The 25,614-nt window shown below is 37.5% G+C and carries 22 protein-coding genes and 2 pseudogenes; 15 read left to right on the top strand and 9 right to left on the bottom strand.

Annotated elements, in window-relative coordinates; all coding sequences use genetic code 11:
- The first annotated feature begins 59 nt into the window (after positions 1–59).
- The 9 genes and pseudogenes from BRLA_RS23345 (at position 60) to BRLA_RS14580 (ending at position 10,278) form a co-directional block, all read left to right on the top strand.
- The gene (locus tag BRLA_RS23345; RefSeq protein WP_003335780.1) at positions 60–197 is read left to right on the top strand and encodes a DNA methyltransferase; all 138 of its coding nucleotides are present in this window, start codon (positions 60–62) and stop codon (positions 195–197) included.
- Between the two features lie 900 nt (positions 198–1,097).
- Positions 1,098–1,847, top strand: a pseudogene (cfr, locus tag BRLA_RS14615) (23S rRNA (adenine(2503)-C(8))-methyltransferase Cfr); the annotation flags it as partial.
- 507 nt (positions 1,848–2,354) lie between these two features.
- Positions 2,355–3,833 carry an Lsa family ABC-F type ribosomal protection protein gene (locus BRLA_RS14610; RefSeq protein ID WP_003335783.1) on the top strand — a complete coding sequence of 493 codons (1,479 nt, stop codon included), beginning with the start codon at positions 2,355–2,357 and terminating at the stop codon, positions 3,831–3,833.
- An 841-nt stretch (positions 3,834–4,674) separates the two neighbouring features.
- Complete coding sequence (locus BRLA_RS14605; protein WP_003335784.1) at positions 4,675–5,361, top strand: class I SAM-dependent methyltransferase; 687 nt, start codon at positions 4,675–4,677, stop codon at positions 5,359–5,361.
- Positions 5,362–5,641: 280 nt separating this feature from the next.
- A complete protein-coding gene (locus BRLA_RS14600; protein ID WP_041752245.1) occupies positions 5,642–7,207 on the top strand; it encodes an ABC transporter substrate-binding protein in 1,566 nt (521 codons plus the stop codon).
- Between the two features lies 1 nt (position 7,208).
- A complete protein-coding gene (locus BRLA_RS14595) occupies positions 7,209–8,144 on the top strand; it encodes an ABC transporter permease (protein WP_041752243.1) in 936 nt (311 codons plus the stop codon).
- Positions 8,141–8,929 (top strand): ABC transporter permease, encoded by a 789-nt coding sequence (locus BRLA_RS14590; RefSeq protein ID WP_236867779.1) that lies wholly within the window; start codon positions 8,141–8,143, stop codon positions 8,927–8,929. The genes BRLA_RS14595 and BRLA_RS14590 overlap by 4 nt, the downstream gene beginning before the upstream one ends.
- Positions 8,922–9,638, top strand: a complete 717-nt coding sequence (locus BRLA_RS14585) for an ATP-binding cassette domain-containing protein (protein ID WP_003335790.1) — start codon at positions 8,922–8,924, stop codon at positions 9,636–9,638. Before BRLA_RS14590 ends, BRLA_RS14585 begins: the two co-directional genes overlap by 8 nt.
- The gene (locus BRLA_RS14580) at positions 9,622–10,278 is read left to right on the top strand and encodes an ABC transporter ATP-binding protein (RefSeq protein WP_041752241.1); all 657 of its coding nucleotides are present in this window, start codon (positions 9,622–9,624) and stop codon (positions 10,276–10,278) included. The genes BRLA_RS14585 and BRLA_RS14580 overlap by 17 nt, the downstream gene beginning before the upstream one ends.
- A gap of 208 nt (positions 10,279–10,486) precedes the next feature.
- Here BRLA_RS14580 and BRLA_RS14575 read toward each other — a convergent pair whose 3' ends face one another.
- Positions 10,487–10,933 (bottom strand): GNAT family N-acetyltransferase, encoded by a 447-nt coding sequence (locus tag BRLA_RS14575; protein ID WP_003335792.1) that lies wholly within the window; start codon positions 10,931–10,933, stop codon positions 10,487–10,489.
- Positions 10,934–11,393: 460 nt separating this feature from the next.
- On the opposite strand from BRLA_RS14575, the gene BRLA_RS14570 reads away from it, so the two are divergent.
- From BRLA_RS14570 to BRLA_RS14555, 5 genes are all read left to right on the top strand, one after another.
- The gene (locus BRLA_RS14570) at positions 11,394–12,383 is read left to right on the top strand and encodes an ROK family protein (RefSeq protein WP_003335794.1); all 990 of its coding nucleotides are present in this window, start codon (positions 11,394–11,396) and stop codon (positions 12,381–12,383) included.
- A 1-nt stretch (position 12,384) separates the two neighbouring features.
- Positions 12,385–12,534: a hypothetical protein gene (locus tag BRLA_RS24300; protein WP_003335795.1), complete on the top strand. Its 150-nt coding sequence runs from the start codon at positions 12,385–12,387 to the stop codon at positions 12,532–12,534.
- Between the two features lie 327 nt (positions 12,535–12,861).
- Entirely contained in the window at positions 12,862–13,479 is a 618-nt protein-coding gene (locus tag BRLA_RS14565) for a sugar O-acetyltransferase (RefSeq protein WP_003335797.1), read from the top strand.
- 69 nt (positions 13,480–13,548) lie between these two features.
- Positions 13,549–13,671: a hypothetical protein gene (locus BRLA_RS24995; protein ID WP_003335798.1), complete on the top strand. Its 123-nt coding sequence runs from the start codon at positions 13,549–13,551 to the stop codon at positions 13,669–13,671.
- Between the two features lie 381 nt (positions 13,672–14,052).
- Entirely contained in the window at positions 14,053–15,261 is a 1,209-nt protein-coding gene (locus tag BRLA_RS14555) for an MFS transporter (RefSeq protein WP_003335800.1), read from the top strand.
- A gap of 214 nt (positions 15,262–15,475) precedes the next feature.
- Here BRLA_RS14555 and BRLA_RS14550 read toward each other — a convergent pair whose 3' ends face one another.
- The 8 genes and pseudogenes from BRLA_RS14550 to BRLA_RS14520 form a co-directional block, all read right to left on the bottom strand.
- Complete coding sequence (locus BRLA_RS14550; protein ID WP_003335801.1) at positions 15,476–15,760, bottom strand: hypothetical protein; 285 nt, start codon at positions 15,758–15,760, stop codon at positions 15,476–15,478.
- 515 nt (positions 15,761–16,275) lie between these two features.
- Positions 16,276–16,902 carry a hypothetical protein gene (locus tag BRLA_RS14545; RefSeq protein WP_003335803.1) on the bottom strand — a complete coding sequence of 209 codons (627 nt, stop codon included), beginning with the start codon at positions 16,900–16,902 and terminating at the stop codon, positions 16,276–16,278.
- Between the two features lie 557 nt (positions 16,903–17,459).
- A pseudogene (locus tag BRLA_RS24765) lies at positions 17,460–17,549 on the bottom strand (cysteine hydrolase); the annotation flags it as partial.
- Between the two features lie 36 nt (positions 17,550–17,585).
- Entirely contained in the window at positions 17,586–18,677 is a 1,092-nt protein-coding gene (locus BRLA_RS14540; protein ID WP_003335805.1) for a COG1470 family protein, read from the bottom strand.
- 389 nt (positions 18,678–19,066) lie between these two features.
- Complete coding sequence (locus BRLA_RS14535; protein WP_003335806.1) at positions 19,067–20,059, bottom strand: CgeB family protein; 993 nt, start codon at positions 20,057–20,059, stop codon at positions 19,067–19,069.
- A 1,003-nt stretch (positions 20,060–21,062) separates the two neighbouring features.
- Positions 21,063–22,427, bottom strand: a complete 1,365-nt coding sequence (locus BRLA_RS14530) for an erythromycin esterase family protein (RefSeq protein ID WP_003335809.1) — start codon at positions 22,425–22,427, stop codon at positions 21,063–21,065.
- Positions 22,428–23,043: 616 nt separating this feature from the next.
- On the bottom strand, positions 23,044–23,649 hold the full coding sequence (locus tag BRLA_RS14525) for a hypothetical protein (protein WP_003335810.1): 606 nt from the start codon (positions 23,647–23,649) through the stop codon (positions 23,044–23,046).
- Positions 23,649–24,287, bottom strand: coding sequence for a hypothetical protein (locus BRLA_RS14520; protein WP_003335811.1), 639 nt, complete (start codon positions 24,285–24,287; stop codon positions 23,649–23,651). Before BRLA_RS14520 ends, BRLA_RS14525 begins: the two co-directional genes overlap by 1 nt.
- A gap of 209 nt (positions 24,288–24,496) precedes the next feature.
- Here BRLA_RS14520 and BRLA_RS14515 point away from each other — a divergent pair, with 209 nt between their 5' ends.
- Positions 24,497–25,609, top strand: a complete 1,113-nt coding sequence (locus BRLA_RS14515) for an ABC transporter substrate-binding protein (protein WP_003335812.1) — start codon at positions 24,497–24,499, stop codon at positions 25,607–25,609.
- Positions 25,610–25,614 lie beyond the last annotated feature (5 nt).

Genomic DNA, 25,614 nt, shown 5'->3' with positions numbered 1-25,614 from the left:
TTTAATTTTCCCGTACTAACAGTGAAGAGCACTCCACATGCCCGGTAGAAGGACAAAAAATGATTTATCCCATTGAAAAGCCAGTTAAACTTATGGAGAGTATTATTCTGAGCAGTAGTCAGGAAGGCGAAACGTTAGCGGATTTCTTTTTAGAATCTGGACCAACAGTAAAAGCGGTGAACAAGCTTGGCCGTTAAAATAACAGGATTTGAAATAGATGAAGTGTATTTTAAATTAGCCAAACAAAGATAATGCGAAAGCCTTCCAACGGTCTAATTTCCGTCAGAGGGCTATTTTGATATAAATGGATCATTTTTTATCTTTTGAGACGAAGCACAAGATACTAATAAATATAGAAGATTTATTTTGAGATATTTATGTCAAATGCTATTATGTTATGCAAATTGTTATGTTTGGTTTACCATATCCCTCATATGATATTGGAGTCAAGTATCTAATACAATTGCGGTTAAACAATGCCTGAACACTAATTTTATTTTTAGATAAAAGAATATTAACTCCTTCTTCTTTGGAACACAGAAAGACGATTTGCCCATGTTACATATAAAGTAACTAGTGACTGCGTTGGATTATTGAACGATTTAATCGTAACATATATTTTGACGAAAAAAACATTGGGAAAGAAAATCGAGACCATTAGAACCTTTATTATATGAATCAATTTCATAACTCGTAGCCTCAGAGCCCCAAGGGTTTTCAGGAGTTCTAAAAAGTAGTACCTCCCCAAGTTTCACTTACAAACATGTGTAAAAAACTTAGTAATTCCTGTAAAAACATAGCTTTTGATGAGCCGATTCGGTCTCTAAAGGAATATGACCAGTCAAAAGTGTTGAGGTATGCCCGGACTTGCTATGACCACATAGCGGGAGAAGTGGGTGTTGGATTGACTGATCGGCGGCTTAAGTTGGGAATGATTGAATGATCCGGTCGAGATTTTGTCGTTAGCAAACACGGTTATAACCACTTTAAGCACTTCGGTATCAATGTAGATAACGTACAAAAAGGGCGACGCCATTTTGCTAGGCAATGTCTGGATTGGAGTGAGGGATTTCTGGTGGATGCTGTTGTGGATGTAATATAAAGCAGGGTGGGAATCATTTTGTATATCTTCTCAGTGCGGATGTAATTTTGGATGTAAATTTTGTGCAACAGGTGACATTGGATTAAAAAGAAATTTGACCTCAGATGAAATAACTGACCAAATCCTCCATTTTTACTTACAAGGTCACTCAATTGATAGTATTTCTTTTATGGGAATGGGAGAAGCGTTAGCCAATGTACAAGTTTTTGATGCCTTAGATGTACTCACTGATCCTACGATGTTTGCTTTAAGCCCTCGTAGGATATCTATTTCAACTATTGGTATTATACCGAGTATAAAAAAAATGACTCTGAATTATCCGCAAGTCAATTTGACGTTTTCGTTACATTCTCCTTTTAATGAACAACGAAGTAAGTTGATGCCGATTAATGATAGGTATCCATTATTAGATGTAATGGACACATTAGATGAGCATATACGAATAACATCAAGAAAAGTATATATTGCTTATATTATGTTACCTGGTGTGAATGATTCTATTGACCATGCTAAAGAAGTAGTAAGGCTATTAAAAGGTCGATATAAAGAAGGACGTTTATATCATGTAAATTTAATCAGATATAACCCAACCGTCAGTTCTCCTTTAAGGTTCGGTGAAGTTGATGAAGGTCATGTTGTTCATTTTTACAAAAAATTAAAATCATCAGGTATTAATGTGACCATTAGAAGTCAATTTGGAATTGATATAGATGCTGCTTGTGGTCAATTGTATGGAAATTATTAAAAGAGCAACAAGCAGTAATTTGAGGTGAAGATGATGCTGAATTGTATTTCATAAAAAAATTTGTTACTATATAAATACAATTATGAGAGGACTGATGGATGGACAATGATTAACTAATCTATATTTTTATTTGAAATGAATAACTTCAAACTACAAAATATAGGGTTAGTCTATCCATTTTTATAAATCAGTTTACACTTTATTTGTCATGATTCCAATGGCAAAAAAGAGCTTATTTACTATAAGTGAAAGACTAATCCTTCCAATTACAAATTGGGAGGATTTTTTATTCTCTCATAGTCAAGATTGATATTTTTTAATCTGAAACTTTAATCTAATAAATAAAGGAGAGAGAGAAATGAGCAATTCAGACACTATTGTTACGCATGTAATACTCCGTATAAGTCGTTAATATCCATCAAACATATACGGAGAAATTTAGAATAGATGGATGTGCCGACTTTGTATAAAAAGTAAAAAGGGTTGATATACAAAGGAGGAATTATCATGTCAATGATACAAGTTCAAGACTTAACTTTTTCTTATCCAGGTAGCTTTGACAATATTTTTGAAGGTGTAAACTTTCAAATAGATACGGATTGGAAACTTGGATTTATCGGTAGAAATGGACGAGGTAAAACAACATTCTTTCATTTATTATTAGGGAATTATGAGTATAGTGGCAAAATCATTTCTTCGGTAGAATTTAATTATTTCCCTTATCCAGTTTCGGATAAAAACAAGTATACTCATGAAATCTTTGAAGAAATTTGCCCCCAAGCAGAAGATTGGGAATTTCTTCGTGAAATATCCTATCTAAATGTTGATGCTGAGGTCATGTACCGACCATTTAAAACATTATCAAATGGAGAACAAACAAAGGTGTTGCTTGCTGCACTTTTTTTGACTGAGGGTCAATTTCTATTAATTGATGAGCCAACCAATCATCTAGACACTGATGCACGAAAGACGGTCTCTGATTATCTAAGGAAGAAAAAAGGGTTTATTTTAATTTCACATGACAGAAACTTTTTAGATGGATGTGTTGATCATATTTTATCTATAAATAGGGCAAATATTGAAGTTCAAAGTGGTAACTATTCTTCTTGGAAGTTAAATTTTGATAGACAGCAGGAACACGAAGAGGCAACAAATCAGCGTCTACAAAAAGACATAGGGAGATTAAAACAGTCTTCAAAGCGTACAGCAGGCTGGTCTAATCAAGTGGAAGCTTCCAAAAATGGGACAACGAATTCGGGTTCCAAGTTGGACAAGGGTTTTGTAGGACATAAAGCAGCAAAGATGATGAAGAGAGCAAAGAACCTTGAATCAAGGCAACAAAAAGCTATTGAGGAAAAGTCAAAACTGCTAAAAAATGTGGAAAAAACTGAGTCATTAAAATTAGAACCATTGGAATTTCAGTCAAACGAATTGATTGTTTTGGCTGATGTGTCTGTTAAGTACAATGACCAAATAGTGAATAAGCCAATTAGCTTTAAAGTTGAACAAGGTGACCGAATTGTACTTGATGGAAAGAATGGAAGCGGAAAAAGTAGTATCCTCAAACTAATTCTAGGAAATCCGATACAGCATACAGGCTCAATGAATTTAGGTTCAGGCCTCGTTATTTCCTATGTCCAACAAGGTACTTCTCATTTGAAGGGACTGTTATCGGACTTTATTGAAGAGCATGAGATTGATGAACCGTTATTTAAATCCATCCTGCGTAAGATGGATTTTGACCGAATTCAATTTGAGAAAGATATATCTCATTATTCTGGTGGACAAAAGAAAAAGCTGCTTATAGCCAAAAGTTTATGTGAAAAAGCTCATTTATATATTTGGGATGAACCGTTAAATTTTATTGATATTTATTCACGCATGCAGATTGAAGAGCTTATTCAAAGATTTAATCCTACAATGGTTATTGTTGAGCATGATCAGGCATTTCAACAAACAGTTGCAACAAAAACTATATCTATGTAGTTAAATATGAAGAATTGAAGATATAATCAGTAAAAATCAGGTTATGAAACTATATGTTGCTTTAACTCTATTTTAAAGCAACATAGGGAACGAGCAAACGTCCGAATACGAGGGAGATTCGGACGTTTCTTCATAAATGATTATTCAGCTAAACCAATTATCAGCTATATTCATATCCTTTGTAATTTCATTTTATCTCCTTTCTGTTTATTAAATTATGGCATACACGATACCCTCTAGGATATATCCGCAAGTTTTTGCAACCCACCCCCAAAAGGAACGCTGCACAATAATGTAGGAATTGAATTTCTCCAGAAAGCAGAAATTTATCGAACGAGCTATGAAAACTTTGAAGAGGCAAAACGAGCTTTATTTTCTTATATGGAAGGTTTTTACAATTGGAATAGAATTCATAGCTCCATTGATTACTAAACTCCTCAGGAGCTTGAAGAAAAGATACGTAGCAAAATTACCTAATGTCTCTGCTAAAATGTATCCAAGATATGGACTCTAATCTAGACAGGAACCAATAAACGTAATTCAACAGTATATCTGAAAATAATGATTGACAAGTTGATTCCTCCTTTGATAACATAGCAACCATCAAAACGTAATGATTACTATTATCATTTAGGAATAAAAAACTAATAGAAATGGCTTCATCACTATAATTGAATTTTTATTTTATCTATTCATTCTGCTAAAGAATAGGGATTTCATTTATATTTTACTGATGAATAAAATTGTATGTGGGGATTTTTTGAAAATCCTTAACATACAAAATATACATATCAGCCAAAGAAGTTAGTTTAATTTGAGATGTAAATAGGAGGGTTTAAAATTGGTACAAGGATACGATAATTGGTGGCAAAAAGGGAATACTGGCGATCAGGAGATGGAAGACAGTCACCAAGAAGGATGGAAAAAAGTAATTGAGCTTATTGATATCGATGATGTGAAAAACCGAGATGTTTTGGATTTCGGTTGCAATCAAGGTGGATTTTTAAGGACATTGTATGATACCACGCCCTTTTATAGCGCTTGCGGGATTGATTTAGCTAAAAAAGCGATTGGGGTTGCAAAAGAACGTGTCAATGGGTATCCGATCGAATATTTTCAAACGGGAGATGCTACTTCATTAGAAAGAAAGTTTCATACGGTGATCAGCACCTCAGTACTATATCTGATTGAAAATATAGATGAACATTTCCGCATGATTTCGAGTGTATTAAATGATGGCGGAGTCTATTATGCTTCTTTTGCGGATCAATCGAAAAATCCTAGCTTCGATTATATGAAAGAACAGATAGATCAATTTGGAGCAACAAAAATGCAGAACAAGACGCTTACTGAGGTAGTAGATAGTCTGATCCAAAATGGATTTTCAGTCGAGCTGCTTAAAGAATACACTGAACCGGTATATAGTGTGACCGATTATAAAGAATTCTATCTATCAGTTGATGATTATATTTTATCTTGCGAAAATTCTTATCTAATCAAAGCAAGGAAAACAGAAAGCAACTCTTAAAATGATTACGACATATTGCCAGAAATGAATCAACGGATTTCATCCTTGTAGAAAAGCGGCATGGGAAATGTCCGTCCGCCTTGCAAAGCAAAGCTGTACATCTTGACAGTGCGAGGGTATGAAGTGGGACCATGTGCTTGCTCATCCCCTCGAGTTTTGCTGCGGACAACGACTTTTCCCTGCCCAAGTTTGGTTTACTGTAAAAAACACACAAGTGGTACGTTTGTTCTCAGACGATGTTGTCCTTTGAGTAGGAAATGTGAAAGGAATAATGATAACAATGAAAAAAAAGTTCGGGATTGTAATTTCTATGCTGGCTGCCATTTCTCTTGTTGGCTGCTCTTCTAATAATCAGGATGCATCAAAAAAAGATGAGAAGGCGACAGTAAATATCGCTATTTCAAACGAGTCAAATGCTCAGAAACTAGATGCCACTTCTTATGATACATATTTGGCTCTATATGGAGCAGTTTATGAGCCTTTAGTCGAATATGGCGAAAAAGGAGCCTTCAAGCCTGGTCTAGCTGAGTCTTGGGAAATATCAGAGGACGGGAAAAAATATGTATTTCATCTAAAAAAGGATGTCAAATTTTCTGACGGCAGCGATGTAAATGCGGAAGCTGTGAAATTTACAATTGATCGAGCAAAAGCAAAGAATGAGACAAGCGATTTGCAGACTCTGACAAATTTGGAAAAAGTCGAAGTGATCGATGGTACGACAGTCGCGATGCATTTTACAAAAATCTCCAATCAAGTATTAGCTGAATTGTGTCAGGCTCGTCCATTAAGAATCATGAGTCCGCATTCTGTTGAGGGTGAAAAAGTTGATGGAGCATTCAAAGAGGCAATTGGTACTGGGGCCTTTACTGTGAAGGAAATCTCTGCCGAGCAAGTGCTGATGGAGCCAAATCCATACTATAATCATGGAAATCCAGTGAATTATCAGGTAAATTTCAAGACGATCGAAGATGGAAGCTCACGTACTTTAGCGCTTAAAAGTGGCGAGGTCGACGTTGTCGGAGGAACATTAGGCAGTATCACGGATAGTGACATCAATTCATTGAAAAAGGATAAATCTTATCATGTACATAAATTTGAAGGAACGAGGTCGCATTTTCTAGCCTTCAATCCTGATAATCAAGTATTGACTTCCACTATCCGTAAAGGGATCGAATTGGCCGTCAACAAGTCTACATTATCGGATAAAAAGCTGGTTGGCTTATTCCAGGAGAACGTTAAATATGTTTCTACGGATAATCAAGAGAACTTCCCGTATGATCTTAACAAAGCTAGAAGTATGTTTGAATCAGAGGGCTACGTAGAAAATGCAGAGGGTTATTATGAAAAAGCAAACAATGTGCTTGCCTTTGATCTAGTTATCCAAACAACAGAATTTCCCGAATGGAAAGAACAGGCGGAAATTATTGAAAGCGACTTGAAAAAAGCTGGGGTAAAAGTAAATATCAATATCTTTGATAGTGAAAGCTACTATGATGTTTTATGGAACACGAAAAAGTATGACATGATTTTTTATCGTACCTATACTGATGCACTGCTGCCTTATAATTTCTTGAACTCACTTTATCATAATACTGCTGAGGGACATGGAGTTCTTGCAAATGACGCCAAATTGACGAATCTACTAGATGATTTTGCAGTTACAATCCAAGAAAAAAAACAGCAACAGATATTCGACAATATTTTTAAACGTATTTCTGAAGAAACACTTGCTATTCCAATCGATTACAAAGATGAAAAATTTGTTACTTCAAGCAAAATTTTAGAATTCCATTATTCTGGTGTATCCGATGTACCAATCGATTTTAAAAAACTTGTGGTGAAATAAGATGAATAAAGGGTTTTTTTTCTGGAAAACTCTACGTTTAGTCGTGAGTCTGCTGCTTTTTTCCTTTTTGCTATACGAGCTTCTCTCCTTTTCGACAGGCGATCCAGCATTAGGTGTTCTCCGAAAGCTGGGGGTCCAACACGTATCCCAAGAAGCAATTGAAGAAATGAGAACAAGGCTAGGGATCGACGGGAACTTTTTGGATCAGTACTTTCGCTGGCTGCTTAATAGTTTAAAGGGGGATTTTGGAAATTCCTTTATGACAAATACACCGGTTTTGCAGATCATTGCAGAAAAAGCTGCGGTCACTTTGAAATTGATCGGAATCTCCCTCGTTATTTGTATTGTTTTTTCTCTAAGTTTGGGAGGCATGATCGGGAATTTTCCTGCTTTGAAATGGCTGAGACAGCTTCTTTCTGTAATGTTGTCGTTTCCTATTTATTGGATCGCTATATTGGCTATCTTTATTTTTGGAGTCCAGCTAAAATGGTTCCCTTTTGTAGGCAGTAGTTCTGGCAGACATCTCATCTTACCTATATTCGTTATCTGCTTTTCTGAGGGATGTTATCTATCCAAAATGGTAAGTGATTTAATTGTATCTTCAGCAACCAGCGAGCAGCAGATTATTGCCAAGTTTAGGGGGATCAAGTGGTATTATCGGTTTTATTATCAATTGAAGGAATTGTTCGTACCACTGATTTCTCTTTACGGCAATAGTCTAATAAATCTTATCGGAGGGACGGTTATCGTCGAGATCATATTTAGTATTTCTGGCTTAGGAAAGCTGTTGATGGATGCCATCTCCACGAGAGATTATCCAGTTATTCAAGGGATCACCTTGATCATTGCTTGCGTTATCTTTTTATTGAATTATTTCGTCGATTTATTGATCCAAAAAATTGATATGAGAATACAACTCGATCAAGGGGGAGAATGATGAAGAAGCATATCGTTGTTTTTTTCGCTTGTTGCGTTGTTCTTGCCCTTATCTTCATTCAATTAAAAGACCCTTATGCTATCGAGAAGAGCAATAGTTTGCAAGGGATGAGCTGGAGCCATTGGTTTGGGACAGATTATTTGGGAAGAGATTTATTTAGTCGGACTTTTTATGGCAGCTTCTATTCTTTGCTGCTGGCCATTTGTTCTTTGTTCGGAGTCGTTTTGGTCAGCTTGATACTAGGTGGGATATCAGGTCTTGTTGGCGGGCTGGTTGATTCCAGTATAACAACTATTGCGGATATTATGATCAGTATCCCATCATTGATTTTGACGCTGGTTTTTACAGGATTCTTTTCAAATTCGATTTTTACTGTAATGGCTGCGCTAATCATAAGTTGGTCAGGCAAGTACATCCGCTATATCCGAAACTTAGTTCTGAATATCCGCAAAGAAGAATTCATCATTTTGGCTCCTTTGAGGGGATCGTATGGAAAGCATACATTGTTTTACCATATCATTCCTAATATTATTGCAGAATTACTTTCCTTATTTCTAACCGATATCGGCAAAATCATTTTGAGTATCTCTGGACTGTCTTTCTTAGGCATAGGTGTACAACCGCCAACACCAGAACTAGGAACAATCCTTTTTGATGGAAAAGCCTACTTCTTCGTAGCGCCATGGATATTTATTTTTCCAGGAATCATTTTGAGTGCGATCGTGCTCATAACTCAATTCATCAGCAGCAAAATCAGGAAACGGTGGGGAATAGCCTATGATTGATCTGTCCAATTGTTCTGTCTATTTCAAAGGACAAGCACTGCTAAAATCGATCTCACTGTCGGTTTCTAAAGGCGATTTCTTTTGCCTGATCGGTGAAAGCGGGGGTGGAAAAACCTTACTGGGCAAAACGATATTGGGCTTTTTGCCGAAAGAATTTCATGTCAGCGGCTCCATTCAAAGTGATCGGAAAAAGATGGAGATAATCCTACAGAATCCAATTGGGAGCATGCAAAGCAATGTTCCCGTGGAAACTCAATTTCATCATCTCTTAAAATCCAGAGGTATGAAAAATAGAGAAGAGCGTGAAAAGGAAATGCTTCAAATTCTAAGCTGGGTAGGTTTTTCCGATCGTTCTAGTTTGCTTGCCAAACGTCCTTTTCAGTTGAGCGGAGGAATGTGCCAGAAAGTGGCACTGGCAATGGCTCTCGTTTCTGATCCGGAGATCATCATTGCTGATGAAGCCACCAGTGCTTTGGATGAACAAAGCCAGGAAACGATTCTAAATCTTCTGCGGAGAATTTACGAGAAAAAGCAAATGACCATCTTTTTTATTACCCACGACTTAACGATCGTGAAGAAATATAGTACGCACGTGGGTATCATAAAAGATGGACGATTGATCGAAGCTGGACCAACAAATCAAGTCCTCAGTAAGCCGAAAGAAAAGTATACAAAGGAGTTAATCGAGATCTTTGAAGGAAAATACTAGTTTATTAAAAATCTCTCAACTGACCAAAACATATGGAAACCAATTGATTTTCAAAAATTTGGATCTTCTCGTTGACACTGGCGAGTGGGTAGGAATAGTGGGTGAAAATGGTGCTGGGAAATCTACTTTCGTTAGGATTATAACGGGATTAGAGAAATATTCCCATGGACAAATTTATTTAGACGGACGCACTATGGCAACTTTTTCTAAGAAGGAGTGGGTCCAGCAGATTCAGCTAGTGACCCAATATACACGGAGAGCTTTGGATCCGACAAAAACAATAAAACAACTATTATTTGAACCGTTAAAGCAGTTCCAGCTTGCCCGCAAAGAGGAATATCTACCAAAAGTCGAATCGGTGCTTTCACGTTGCAACTTGTCCGTTGATATACTTGCTAAGAGATCGTTGGAAATAAGCGGAGGCCAATACCAAAGAATCTGTATCGCTTTAGCTTTGCTCGTACAGCCTAAGCTCTTGATTTGTGATGAAGCAACGTCTAGTTTAGATAAGATCAATGAATTGTGGATCATTAAATTATTAAAAGAACAGGAAAATATGGCAGTTCTCTTTATATCACATAATAAGAAGCTTTTAAAAGAAGTTTGTGATCATTCTATTCAGCTAGAAGACTATAAATAAATTAGGGAGAATTTAACTAGTCCTGTGTTTTTCAAACCGCTTCTCATAGTGAGTAACTAAGATAACTTATTTCAATGATTTGCACTTGCACTAAAATACAGCAATAGTGAATGTAAATAGAAGAACTTCTTAAACTCAAAGCCACGCTCAAAAATTTACCCCAGATAGCGCTGACGGTTTAGCTGGAGGGTACACAATACTCATTTTGTTAAGTTAGCTTTCGAGAAAGACGTGCCATAATTTCACCCCATGGAGCTTTACCAAGAACTTGAAAGCCTAGTTTTTCATAGAGAGAGGCAGCGGCTTGGTTGTCCGGGTGATAGGCTACCATAATATCTGTTGTATCTGGTTTTGCTTTTATTTTGTCAATAACCTGTTTCATGGTTTCAATTCCGTACCCTTTTCCTTGATGACCAGAAGCGATCATAAGTCTATAAATCCAGTATTGCGAATCGTCGGGATCTATCCCAAACATCACAAATCCAACCATTATTTGATCTTTGTACACGGCAAGGGTTTCAAAATTCGGTAAAAATTTTGACTGTGCTAAGGAATATAGATTTGAGGCGATAAAGTGTTTTTGATCTTCATGGGGCTGTAACTCAATACATTCTTCCCAGTCTTCAGAAGTTACTTCCTTTAGAATAAGTTCCACAATGATATCTCCTTTCATTTTATTTAGGGAAATTATACCACACAATTAACTACTAGAATTGGATATTTAACACAGTGTGAAGGGAGAGTAGGTTACAACGAGCAAATGAAAGCCTTGCTGTGGTAGTTGGTTATTATTCCGATCGCGTATGGATGGGCAGATTATAAATATATCCCCCAATTTTTATTATAAATCTCCTTGTTTATTCATATTTGAATTTTCCAAGCGGGGGGCACTGACAGCCCCTAACGTCATATCCCCGCCGCTTGGAAATAATCCCCGATAATGCTGGCATTTCCTAAGACGTTCCAACAACGGTTATAGACAGGATTGTCTTAAAAACAACGGTAAATTTTTATTGACAACATTTTTGATAAGGATTAAAGTAAAGGATATTTATAAAGGGTGTTTATAAACCATATTTATAAATACCCTTTATTTTTAGGAGGCAAGCTAACAGATGAGCAAAAAAGTTAATCTTATAAAAGAGATTAATTTAAATAAAGTCCGTTCTGCCTTATTAGATGTTGAAACGGCGACGAAATCTCAGTTGGCCGAATTCACAGGTCTTAGTGTGGTTACCGTCAATTCCTTGATCAATACACTTATGGATACCGGAGAGGTTCTTCCGGATTTGGTATTGCATTCTGCTAGCGGACGTCCTGCGGCATCATTTCGCTATAACAGTACATTCCGCCTGGCTTTGATGATCTATATGCACGAATACTACGGACAGGACACCGTATTTTATGGCGTTGTCAATCTGAGGGGAGAGGTCATTCAAAGGACACAGCATGCTATTTCCAACGTTAATGTGGACAGCTTTGATAACCATATTGAAAATTTGCTTGCTCAATTTCCGGCAATCAAAGCTATCTGTTTTGGGATTCCGGGGGCAGAAGTGAATCAAAAGATCGTCATAAGCGATTACGAAGAAATGAGGGAACAATCCCTTTCTGGTCATGTTAGCGCAAAATTCCATTTGCCTGTTCTTATCGAAAATGATATCAATGCGGCAGTCATGGGTTATTGTCATCTGAATCAAATTCGTAGCGATGAGTGTGTGATCGGACTCTACTTTCCCGATAAATACCCCCCGGGAGCTGGAATTTACTTGAATGGGAAAGTTTATAAAGGACGAAATGGTTTGGCCGGAGAGATCAAATATTTTCCTTTCGGTGTTCATTGGGAATCATTTAATTACAACTCTGAAGAAATGGAAGATGTGATGTTCAAAACCATTAAGGCATTTCTTTGTATGTACAACCCGGATCGGATAGTTCTTTATGGGGCAAACATCAGGCACCGTATCACTGAGATCATTCATGAAAGATGTCTGTTGCCGTTAGAGAAGATGATGCTTCCCGAAATTATTACGTCAGCGGATTTAAATACCGATTTTGAAGCCGGAATCAAACATAGCGCATTAAGCATGATTGATACCAGATAAGATGCGGCAAAAAGAAGAGCTAGTGGATAATCAAAAACAAAAATATGAAAGCTCTGTCGGATTTATGTTCTTTGGACTCATGCTGTACGCGGCGAAGGCTTTTCGTGAGGATGGAAGAATTGACTTGTTTGAGCCTCATGTTTGTGATTGAACCCCTCACGAAGAGTGTTGCCCTGCTTATTTCCGAGATTTCTCTAAAGCTATTATCGGTGTCTGTTTATGTATTTTTTCACTACTCTCTTCCCAAGCCCACATGGGAGAGCGTTTGACTGCTAAAGGATCGCTTTTGCCGGTTTTGCACAAGTGATTGCGTCGATATTGGGGGAGCGTCGTATTTTCTCTTGCCATCGGAAAAGGCATGACCTTTTTTCAATGGCGACTAATTTTATTTATGGTGTTCTCTTGTTGTGAAATCCAGATGATTCACTATAAATACATACTATTTAACGTAGAACAGCGTGAAGGGATGAAGTAGATAATGAATCAAAAGGAAAGAATGCTTGCTGGTCTGCCTTACAAAGCCTGGTTAGACGGATTAAGTGAAGAAAGAACAGAGAACAGGCTGAAAATTCAAGAGTACAATTTGTCAAACCCGAACGAAGAAGCCAAACGGAATGATTTGATCCGGCGTATTTTAGGAAAAACAGGTCCAATTGTATATATTGAACCGCCTTTCCATTGTGACTATGGGAAAAATATTGAGGTAGGCAACAATTTTTATGCTAATTTCAACTGTACCATTCTGGATGTGGGTAAGGTCGTCATCGGCGAGAACGTTATGTTTGCTCCCAATGTATCCATTTATACGGCTGGTCATCCGGTTCATCCAGATTCTAGAAATTCAGGTTATGAATATGGAATTCCCATCACCATCGGGGACAATGTATGGATCGGTGGCAATGTCGTTATCAACCCCGGTGTTACGATTGGAAACAATGTTGTGATCGGAGCGGGCAGTGTGGTGACTAAAGATATTCCAGATAATGTGATTGCTGTAGGAAATCCTTGCAGGGTGATCCGCGAAATTACGGAAGATGACCGGAAATATTATTTCAAAGACAGGGAGTTTGATGTGGAGGACTATTTGCCAAATTGATGCATGGACGGAAGATATGCGGCGGCAATTTTACTTTCAACCGGTACTCCCGGTTGGAAGTCACTATATATGGAGAATGTGGATATGTTGGCTGAAAAGGGGAAAGTGTTGTCCGGAAAGCTATACAAAACATCGGATGAAGAATTGATTAGGCAGCAGGATAATCGCCAGAAATGCATCATGATTCAGTAAGTGGGGCCGGGAATGTCGTCACTAAAGATCTCCCGCCGGGGGGCCTTGCTGCCGGAGTGCCCTCGAGAATGATCCGTGAGATTACTGAGCTAGATAGCTGGAACGAATTATGGAATGATTCTAAAAATGGACAAGAGTGAATTAACTCAATGTCTTTACTGGCTCGCTGATTCTTATTCAGAAGCCACCGTGAGAATGGAAATACCCACACTGGCAATTCGTTAGGAGTGTCTGAAGTATATTCCGGGGTTCATAAGCCGTTCATGGTTGTTGGAGTATCCAGATGAGACTATTTGTACGGATTAATTACAATGACAGTGACAGTGGGGAGCCTTGTCTATTCGTTGCAGCTAGTGGAGAAACGGAGATGAATCGAAGCATATGACATCAACTTACAACCAAAATCCTAGAATTGTACGAAATATCTTGTTTTTACTGTTTGCTTTGCCCGGAATTTCCTTTGCTTCATGGGTTTCCCGCACACCTGCTGTTCGAGACTTACTTCAGCTCTCGACCGCCGAGATGGGAATCATTATATTCGCGCTTGCTGCTGGATCTTTGTTGGGCCTGCTCACGACCGGTTCGGTTATCGCACGAAAGGGTGCCTGTCTTGTCATTATGGTTAGTTCTCTGCTGATTGTGATTGGATTTGCGGCTATTGGGGTCGGTACGGCCCTGACATCGGTGCCCGTCGTAATGGGAGGATTGCTCATTTTTGGTTGCGGTTACGGCTCGGCGGAAGTGGCACTGAATGTCGAAGGATCGGCTGTAGAGAAGGTACTTAATCGAACGCTTTTACCTGCCTTTCATGGCTTTTTTATTGTTGGAACACTTGTGGGAGCGGCTATCAGTGCCGGGGCTTTGGCCCTTCACCTCCCGATCTTGGTTCATTTCTTGATCCTCGCTCTATTAATGGCTGCAGCAGTATATTACTGCTATCGTTACCTGCCGGAAAATACGGGAAAGGAACAAATGGAGGTAGGAACTCCAAAGCATTCGGCTGTTAAACAGCAGTTAAAGGTATGGAACGAGAAGCGGACGTTGCTAATTGGGATTATTGTTTTGGGTATGGCATTTGCCGAGGGTTCAGCTAATGATTGGCTGCCGCTGGTTATGGTGAACGGTTATGGGGTTAACGCGCTAACAGGTTCATTTGTCTATGACTTGTTCGTAGCCGCGATGACCATGGGACGTTTAACTGGAGGAAAATTTCTGGATCGTTTTGGACGAGAGCGGGTCTTATTGGGCTGTTCCATTGCAGCCACTATAGGATTACTGCTTGTGATCTGGGGACAGCATTATCTAGTCGCTTCGGTAGGCGTCGTCTTATGGGGGCTTGGAGCTTCACTTGGTTTTCCGGTGGGCCTGTCGGCGGCAGGAGATGAACCTCAAGGTGCTGCTGCAAGAGTCGGAGCCGTAGCCACTACAGGATATATCGCATTTTTGGTAGGTCCGCCTGTTCTGGGCTTCCTAGGAGAGCATTTTGGGTTATTGCGTGCACTGATTGCCGTATTTATTGGTATTATCATTGCAGGTTCACTTTCGAGAGCTGCCAGACCGCTGCAAAATCAAAATATTACAAAGAGTTAAAGAAACAGAACAACGTAATAGCTTCAAATTTATCGATATTCTAGGACTGTTATTATAATTAGAACTGACAAGCCAGGTATACAAGAGGTTTTATAATGTCGTACTATATAACAGATAAAAGTAGTATTTCGTATAGATAACTTAATTTATGAATTGGCAAATATAAAAAAAGCCTTTGCCGTTATAGACAGAAAGGCTAAAGAGAGTGATCGGGTTATTTTTTAGTTTTCTTCTTACGCTTTTTTAAATTGATACGTTCAAACACCAATAGGTTCGGCGTTCTCTTCGTTATCTTAAAACGATTTGACAGCAGACAATGTCTGGCGTTACTAACCCTTAGTCCTACAGCAATTAATGCTACGCACGGATCGGCACTTCCTTCGATTTTGAAGTCGATAATGTCTCCATCTATATTGTTGAATATCAATGTGACAATATCTACATTTATTCGGCGTCGCGGACAATATCGAGAGGCTTTAATTCTAGATGAACATGACATGTTTCATCACCTCCCTTTTCGTAATATTCTATAATATTGTTGAAAGAGTATTTGGTAACGGCTGATTGTCCATTCGTTTAATAAAAAAGATCACTCATGTGCTTTCGCTTAGGTGAAACTATTGTAGCGGGACGGACTTCAGAACCGAATATTGGAGGAAATTAGTTACATATTAAATGGGGATGTTAACTGACAGCGCAGCAAGCGAACAGTTCAAACGGTCTGAGCTTAAAATGAATATAGATGTGGTAGATGAGTGGAAATGCATAGAGGAAATGAGACGTTTAGTTGAGCAACATTCCTTAAAAACTATAGTTTAGTGTTTTACAGTCCATGAACTAATTACGTTAGAATTGGGTTCCGATAATAAGCACTATGTAGACAAACGTCCGGTTTCCTGATCTGAGCGCTTGTTGCTGTTAAATACAAATGCACCCCTTGAATCTGATTTTCAAGGAGTTGTTCCTATCTACTATAAGGGGTGCACTTCTTTTAAGTGGAGAGTTTTTTACAGGTTATACTTCTTTTTTCTCGGGAGTAATAATCTCTCCGGTTTTCGCATTTATTCCAAAAGTGATCGAGCGTTTGGAATCTTTTTCACTAAACGTAATGTTATATCTGCTAAAATTGCTTACATAGTTGTCGATAACATTCGCACTTGTAATCTCATAGGACTTTGTTTCTGGATACAAGGCGTAGATTTTATCTATCCCGGACTTTGCGTATGAAAGCACTTCAGCAGCCGTCAATGATTGTATGGTATAGCTGACTTTCCCCGTTTTCGCATCTACAGCAAAGTGAAAAAAGTTCTCTGAATCTTTTTCCAGTCTAATAACATACTTATCATACTCGCCTTTTGATACCACATCTTCATAGGCATTAATCTCATAGGATTTTGTTTCTTGAAACTGAGCATAGACTCGATCGATTGCTGCCTTCACATCCTTGTCCGCAAGAGCCTCGGAAGCTGTGATTTTTTTGTACCCTCCTGCATACAAACCTGCAGAATCTTGGTTTTGAGCTACAGTATTTTGAGCTGGATTTTCATTTGCACGTACTTGTAAACCACCAGATAGCGCGATTGCAGTGACCAATCCTAAAGCTGTCAAACGTACAGACGATTTTTTAAGGTTGTTTTTCATACCAATTCTCCTTTTTGTTATATAATTTGGGATTTCCAGTTCCCCCTTTCTTAGGTATAGGATAGTGAAGACTATTTAAATAAAAAGTAGGGTAAATTTAAAATTTTTATTAAATTCAGTTCAGCATCAGTGCCCGCTGGTAATCTTACTTTAAATATTGTTCGTAATGAACTACTTTCGGCAGAAATCGTTCAGTTATGTTGCAAGCTAGGTTACTTTTTCGATGAGACGGGGCATTTAATTATTAATAAGCACAAAACCCTCTAGAAAGCCCTAGAGGGTTAACTTTATGTAAACAACTTTTTAATCAACTTATTTACATTAAATGTAGTTCTGTTATACGGCTTGTTATAAGCATACGTTTAAGCAGATCAAGTCTCAATTTTACATATAAGGATAGTAAAGAAACAAATTAAAAGTGCCACAAGGAAAAGCACCCACTAAGGTGCCTTTTTTAATCCTATCATACAGAAAAGGGTTGAAGGGAGCAGTTTATTTAATTTTAATTCTAGCCCGTTTTGGATTGATCGAGCCATTAAATAAGTGAGTAAGCTGATACATCCCATGATAACAAGATGTTCGATCGCGTTTTCCTTTAGAAAGCCCATTAATGGCGTACCATAAAACGAATTTGTAGCCCCTTTATCATTTGAACTTATTTCGTTATAGAACCAGATAATCCTCTATTTCACTTCTACAGTAAAATCCTTCAGCGGCTGCATTGACCAACCTTGTGTCAATGAAACGATAAATCTGTATCTTGCTTTGGGAGCACTTTTGCTGGCTTTGACTTTGATTTGGACTGTGGCCGTTTCTCCGGGCATGAGTTCCAAGTTTTTTTCAGGGTCGGTAATAACCTTTACCATATTGGGACTGTTGAAGGCAAAGTGATAGTTGACATAAATATTGTATTTAGTGGTATGGACTCTGCTGTCATTGGTCACCTGAATATTTTCAATTACAATTTCTTCACCCGGGGACAACAAGTATCCACCATTGGTGTTCATCTGTTCTTCCGTAGAAGTGTTGGCATTTTGTGGCGTTGGTGCTGGTGTTTGGACAACGTGAGGTTGTTCGGTCGATGGTGCAGTAAGACTCTGATCCTGTGGGTATTGTTTTGACAAATAAACTACAACCTCATCGGTTTCAGGATAATGGTCCACTTTTACCATTGTATTACGGGTAGGAGACTCATAGAAATTCACGTCGCCTGAATCTAATGTTTTCGTAAGACTAGACAACCATTGTTTATTCAATAGTTCCTTCGTTCCCTCGTATGTCATGTAACTAATGGATTGGTCTTCATCATCGAAGAAAATTGATAAAGAACCATATCTGTAACATAAGCTTCTAGTCCCATTATCCACGTAGGACTCAGACTTAGGGTTCCCCAGCAATGTTTTCACTTCTTCTTTTGTTAAATCCAAAGAAAGTACCTTTTCCGTACCATTCTGATTGTAAACAGCTACATATTCATCCATCTGAAGAGAAGCATAGAAGGGCTCAAATCCTGCTTCAGAAGGATTGTTTACCTTATCAACAGGAGGTGAGGTTTGAGATTCACTATTTTCAGCTTCATTAAGCTTAGATACTCCTTCTGAACCCGCATTCTTCGCTGCTTCTGGATGAGCCGTTGTTATTACAGCAGTAGCATTTTTGGAGTCAAATACAAAATGATACAAACAATAGATAGAGCCTACACCTATTCCTAGAACAGTTCCGAACACTACGATGATTTTACCAAGCTCGCTTTTTGTTTCATTATTTTTTGCCAAGATGAGTCCTCCTACATCGTTACGGTCCATTGATCACTGCTCTGTTTACCAACGTCGTATGTCGTCTGTTACTTATTACCTAATATCGGAGTTTCGTTAAACGTTCTTTAGACCTGTGATTTCGATTTCGTTTTTTTAGTGGATATCTGTAGAAGAAGTGGATGCTGTTTTCAGGGTTAGAGGTACTCAACCTTCACACAAAAAGATGAATAGAAAATTACCAGAGGAGATATTCAATTTAATGAGGTTGGGAAAAAGGTAAAAACGAACTTAAACATAGTAAAACCGCCATTCTGTAGAGGCGGTACTTTTTATAGGGATATCTTGTAGCATAGGTTCGAATGATTCATCACCATATTAAAAATGATCAGCGTGTGCAGAAAACCTCTCTAGAGAAATAAAGTGTTCATATATTCGGCTAAAATGTTTGGCCAAACGTCATGTAAGGTGTTTTTATAGTCGAAGTGTCTAATAGCGTAATCTCGCCCAGCTTTTGCTATTTGATTTCGTTGCTTTTCATGGACTAAATAGTACGTAATTTTTTCAACTGTTTCTTTAGCGGAATTAGAGATTACACAATTAACGCCAGGAATAAGCTTAATACGGACTGCTGGTGTATCAGAAGTAAGTAAGAATCCCCCTGAAGACATGATATCAAAAGTGCGATTGCTTAATTGATCGTTACAGGTTTGTAAACTAATGGATATTTTTGCTGAATTATATATTTTGGGTGTTTCGGTATAAGCGATAGATCCATGCAGCATTTCAGATGGGAGATTTATATCACTAAAGTGATGTTGTACATTTTCCCAACCTTTCCCGAAAATTTTAGTTTTGAATGGTTGATTAATTAGAGAAAAGACAAGGTCACAAATACTTTTGTGACGGATTTCCCCAAAACCAAAGTGCCCATTAGCAACTACAGCAACATCACATTGATATTTTGGATCAATTGGTACGGGTCTGTGAATATCGGGATTGCAACCTACATCAAAGAACATAGAAGGTATCCCCAGATTTTGATATTTTTCTACACAGATTGTACTTCTTGTTAATACATAATTAGGTTGAATTGCTTCAACATATGACTTGGACCATCTGTCATGATGTAGCCAATCTTCTTCAGCAAAATATATATGAAAGATATTGTATTTTTTTAGAAGCTCCTTAATTAACGGGAATTTTCCTGTTTTAAAGAAAGATACATGCCACACTTCCCACCCCATACTAAATGCGATCTCTGGTTTAAATGTATTGATTGTTAGTTCCAAAAGATGTTCATCGAAGTTATCTAAATAAATGACTTCATGACCTAGCTTCTCAAGAGATTTTCCAATGGAAAAACGAAAAATTTCAAAAGACAGTAAGGCTAAAATTTTCATTTATTAAACGTTCCTCTCATAAAATAAAAAAGCCAAGGTGTCGAAAATTCTTTCGTATGAAAGTCCATAGATATAGAGGATAAAGCTAATTTTCATAAGAGCCCATTAATACAGGGTATGTTTTTTTTACAAAGTTGAGAACGGATTAAAAATAAAGGGGAGTTTTAACCCTTGATAATAGTTTGGCCTTTTTGAAAAGAATGATTTTATGATGGTTACGTAAACTGGTCTATTTTAGCAATCTAACGTGGTAAAAATACCGTTTAGTATCAGAAATACCAGTGATTATAATTCTAAGAGAAAGCATTACATGGCGTACCCAATGTGGTGCTTTTTCTTATGTACAGATTGGTTACATCATGTAGCCATAACTTTGTCGGATTTGTAAGAAAGCATCAATGCTGCAAACATTGTTATGCCAAAGAATTTCTAACGAGGGATACAGTAGTAGACCAAACGTTTTACACAAGGGAGATAAGACGTTATTTTAGGCTCGGAACAACTGGCGACCATTATGTGAGACGTGTCATAACCAAGAAGACTACTAAAGAGGGTAGGTGCGTTTGGACATAATCTATTTATCTGAGGCATGATACATGTGGCAGAAGGTTTCTAGTAAAGAAAAAGTAGTAGTCAGAAAGAAATATGTCCCGGACTACCACTTTTTCTTACACGATAGATTCCCGTTATTAGAAAAGTATTTGTACAAGATTTACGGGTGAGAGGGGGGAGGGGATGGTTAAACCAAGCAATCAGTTAGCTTGCTACTAGGAAGGCTTATTTGTTTGGCTCGTGGTGTATTGAATGCTTGAGTAAACCTATGAAATGAAGCAATTGGAAAGGGATACTTCCATGCCGGAGTCGTTTAACATTAATGGCTTCGCTCTTTCTTACAAGGGTCGAAGCCATTAATGGTTTGAAGGTAATATGGTTCATTGAAAAGAATCTTTTAGACTCGAAATAAAGTGTTAGACTGTGAACATATTGTTCTAAAATAAGTTCGTTAATCTGTTATCATGACCGAAGGAGTAGCTGTGCGCACGAAAATAATAGCATCAAAAGCTTTCGCTGGAATCATCTTTAAAGTATACATCTTTTCAATTTTTCCATACAATCCACTAAAGACTGCACCTATTGCACTGATGGACTGAGCTTTATGCAGATATTCAATGAAATTTTTATCATGTCTTACCTTTGCAAAGTCAAGGAATCCATCCTTCATGTTTGTAAGTGCAAACAGAACAGCTAGCCGATCGTTCCCATTATTTTTGACATAAAACTCTTTTCGTTCATTGGTAGAAGCGTCAGTAGCAATGAAGGAGCTTTCGTAGAATTCACTTCCTATTGCGTAATATTGATCACCTAAGGTTTTTGCGAGATACTCTCCCATGCAGGTTGTCATTCCCAAGGATGTGGAGGTTTTTTCGATGTGTCCATTATGTCCTGTTATGAATATGTTTTCACGACCGTAATATTTCTTTTCAAATGATAAAATCCATTTCACTTTTTCCGCCATATATTGATCACGGGTATTGTTATAGTTCGCATTTGTTCCGTGCAGTGTAGCGTTTTGCTTGATAGCCTCGGCAAAGGCCAGAGCCAACTCATATTCTTTTTCAGAGCTTTTTGCGGTATAAACGGATTTGTTTTCTTTCATCCGCTCCATCAAGCCTTTACTATGGGCAAGCCCCTCTTTAACGTTGGCCTGCTTTTGATCATACACCGTTTTATCATTTAGATTCGTAAGTGCAAGCTCATACTTGGAGGCAAGTGTCGGATCAACCTTTTTTAAATAGGAGAATAGCCCGTTTTTGTTATGGTCATAGCGCTGCATATCAAAACCATAAAAATGAATCTTATCTTTTGCCTCCCGATGCTCATTATAGGACCGCATCCAAGATAGAAGGGCCGCCATTTCTTGTGTATTGTAAATCGTAAATCCGATTGCCTTTGCAGCATCTTGCGCAGTTCCGTTGCCTCCTAAAATGTATTCATTGACTTTTTGTCCTCCGCCGAAATCGCCTTCTATGGCAAATACGCGATATCCTTGTTTTTCCACAAGATGCTTAAAAATATCTGACTTTAGCGTAGTAAATTGCTTGTTACCATGCGTAGCTTCTCCAAACCCGATGATGGTTTTCGAAGGAAGTTCCATTTGCGAAACAGGAACAAGGATAGATTTCAATGATTGTTCTAGCGTGTTGGGTGATTCAGAGATAGTGGTTTTCGAAGGAAGCTCTATTTCTGAAACAGGAACAAGGGTAGATTTCAATGACTGTTTCAACGTGTTGGCTGATTTAGAATAGAAACCCGTGAAAACACACATCATGATGAACAAGCTTATTACAATCAGGAGATTTTTTTTCATAGCGTTCTCTCTTTCTTGAGTTGAGCATTTGTTTTCAATTGGATGAAAGATGACAATCGCCTATGTCATCTTTCATCCAATTGATAAAAATGTACAGATTATGTTGTGGTTTTTCTTACTATTTACACTATTATAATCCTTTCTGATATTGTTAACTACATGAAATTGCTTGATACTCAGTTCGGGCCTTTACATGCAGAGTACGGACAGAAACATGGTTGGTGGGGTGGTGATTTTTCCTAAATCGAGTCATCGCTCTTTACATAGGAGATTGGATGGAAACGTCCTACTGCATTCAAGAAAGCAATTGATGAAAGTATCGCTCCTTTTATGTAGGAGCACGGATTGAAAGGAGTGAATGGACTGTTTAAGAACCTTGTCCTTGAAGCGTTCCCTACAACAGGAGAAAGGCTTATTTGCTAGATATCACAAATAAGCCTTTCAATAAAAATTTATTTTAGAAACTGGGAGATTATCTCCCTCCTCTTTTGGAGGGTGCAAAGTAGAAGCATGATAGTAGTTGTTATAGGGTTAATTTTGTTACGAAAAAATCAATAAGTCGCTTACCCATACAAATGTATTAGCTTTAGAAGAAATAAATTTTTCTTAGAGAATTCTATATTTCCCCATCTGCTAACCAAGGAAAAAAGCCATCGAAGAAACGTTCAGTGGCTGGCATAAAATATGAGCCAAAGTGATAGTCAGGATCAAGTGTTGTCATAATCCAAGTTCCATTAGTGCTTATCTTATCTACATACATTACTGCACCTCCATCTTCTGTTGTGATTAGTTTTTTCGTTCCTTCTATGGGCCAAAATACGCCATGCTGATGCCAAGTTGCATCAGCTAAAGTAATGTAATTAAAAAGGTCGTATTCAGGTGCAGACAATACTAGACCACTTTGGGCTCCTTTTTCTATCCACCACCAAAAATTCGTTTCTCGGTCCTCCCATTTTTGGTTTGGTAGCCACTCCCATGGTTGTGGGCCAAATGAAACGACAATTCCTCCTCGTTGTGCAAAAGCGTGAATTTTCTCTTTAGATTCTAGAAGTAATTTTTGGTTCAATTGAGACGGAACGATTAATACATCAAAACTATCTAGAGGGGTATCGAAAAATTCGGGAAAGTATATGAGTTCTTTGATATATTGTCGGTATTTAGGTTCATTAAATGTGCGATGATGCGGAGCGTTTCCACTGTAAATTACTGCGATTTTTCTCATTATTTCCCTCCTGAATTTTGTATTGTTTCGTATTCATCGTGAATCCATTGAAGTAATTGCGTACTAATACGATCTGTTGATTTATTTTGCATCCGATGGGCAAAAATGTCTCGTCCCGCGTGGGCTAAAATTGTCCCTTTTGTTGTATGCCGATCAATATATGTTACCGGCAAATCACCAGAAAGTGTAAGCAATACTTCAGCTTTGGCTGGAACAGGTGAATGTGTACCCCGGGCGAAAAAACCAGCAACTCCTTTGTTATAAGTCATATCGTTTGGTGTAACACCCTCAAAGATTGGATTTGATGTTGCGATAGAAATCTCATAATCTTTGTAAGTATTTATCTTTTTAGGCGTAAATATTGGACAACCAGGTAACCATTCTTTACATAAGTGACCAGAAAAAATAACAATTTTACCTTCTTCTAAAAATGAAGAAATTTTCTCCTTATGTTTAAACATATATTCCTGATCAATAAAATCATGGATGACAATACATTTGAATGGTCTTACATTTATCTCAGCAAAGTCATACTGATCAATTTGTGTAAAATTTTCTACGATAAATGGACTTGTACGATTCTCTAGACCAAATGCATGACCTGGATCTAACCATAAAAATTCTTTAAACTGAGCCAAAAAAAATCCTCCATTCGAATTGGGTTTAAATAGGTCTTGTTAACATATATCAATGTAACGGTGAACACCGTCGCCATATTCAAAAATTAACATATATTATTATCTTAATATTAAAATTTTGATATTATGATTGACCAAAGGATAGTATTGCTGTAAATTGATAATGAAAATCGTTATCAATAAAAATAATATCAGAATGAGGTAAAAGAATGAAGTGTAAATTTGTTTTATCGGCTACTACTCTACTATTGTTTCTTGCTGGATGTGGTAACACAGAAGAGATTTCTACAAGTAAAGAACTTATGCCAACTCAAGAAACAAAACTAATTGTTGACGAATTAAATCGAAAGGTGGAAATTCCAACAAAAATTGATCGTGTAGTAATGGGAAGTATTCTTCCATACTTCTCGACATGGTATATTGCAACCAATTCAACGGATGAAATTGTAGGGATTCATCCGAATTCATATAATGCAGCAGCGCATTCGATTTTAAAAGATATTTCTCCATCTATTCTAAAAGCGAAAACAAATTTTATTAAAAATGGTGAAGTAAACATCGAAGAATTATTAGCGTTAAATCCTCAAGTGTATTTTGAAATTGCTAACCAACAAAAGACTGTAAAAAAGCTTGAAGAAGCAGGTATTACAACAGTTGCTTTAGATACAAAAACAACTTCTTTAAACCCACTTGATACATTAAATCGTTGGTTGTCTTTAACAGGGGAAATTACAGGTACGATAAATCGACAAAAAGAAATTATTAATGAGGGTGAAGCAAATCAGAAAATGATTAGTGAAGTACTTTCAGGAGTGAAAGAAGATAAACCTCGTGTAATGATCCTTCAATATCATAGTAATGGGGAAATTTCGACAGCCGGTATTGGTATGCATGGAAATCGTTGGTTAAACGCAACGGGAGGTATTGATGTTGCTGCTGAAAAAATAAAAGGTATTAAAGCAATTAATATGGAGCAAGTTTATGAATGGAATCCGGACATTATTTACATTACAAATTTCACGGAAACACAACCAGAAGACTTATATAATAACGTATTTGATGGACAAGACTGGAGCCAAGTAAAGGCAGTGAAAAATAAGAAAGTTTATAAAATGCCTCTTGGAATATATCGTTGGTATCCACCAAGTGGAGATGCTCCTCTCATGCTGAAATGGATGGCACAGAAAAACTATCCAGAACTTTTCACATACGACATGAATAAAGAAATTAAGGATTACTATAAGCGTTTCTATGATTATGAATTAACAGATAAGCAAGTACAAGAAATCTTAAATCCCCCATCTGAGGCAGCAAAATATTAATGTAA

This window comes from Brevibacillus laterosporus LMG 15441 (genome assembly GCF_000219535.2).
Lineage (GTDB): Bacteria > Bacillota > Bacilli > Brevibacillales > Brevibacillaceae > Brevibacillus_B > Brevibacillus_B halotolerans.
Note: the sequence above shows the minus strand (reverse complement) of the source record. Positions and strands in the feature narration are given on the sequence as shown.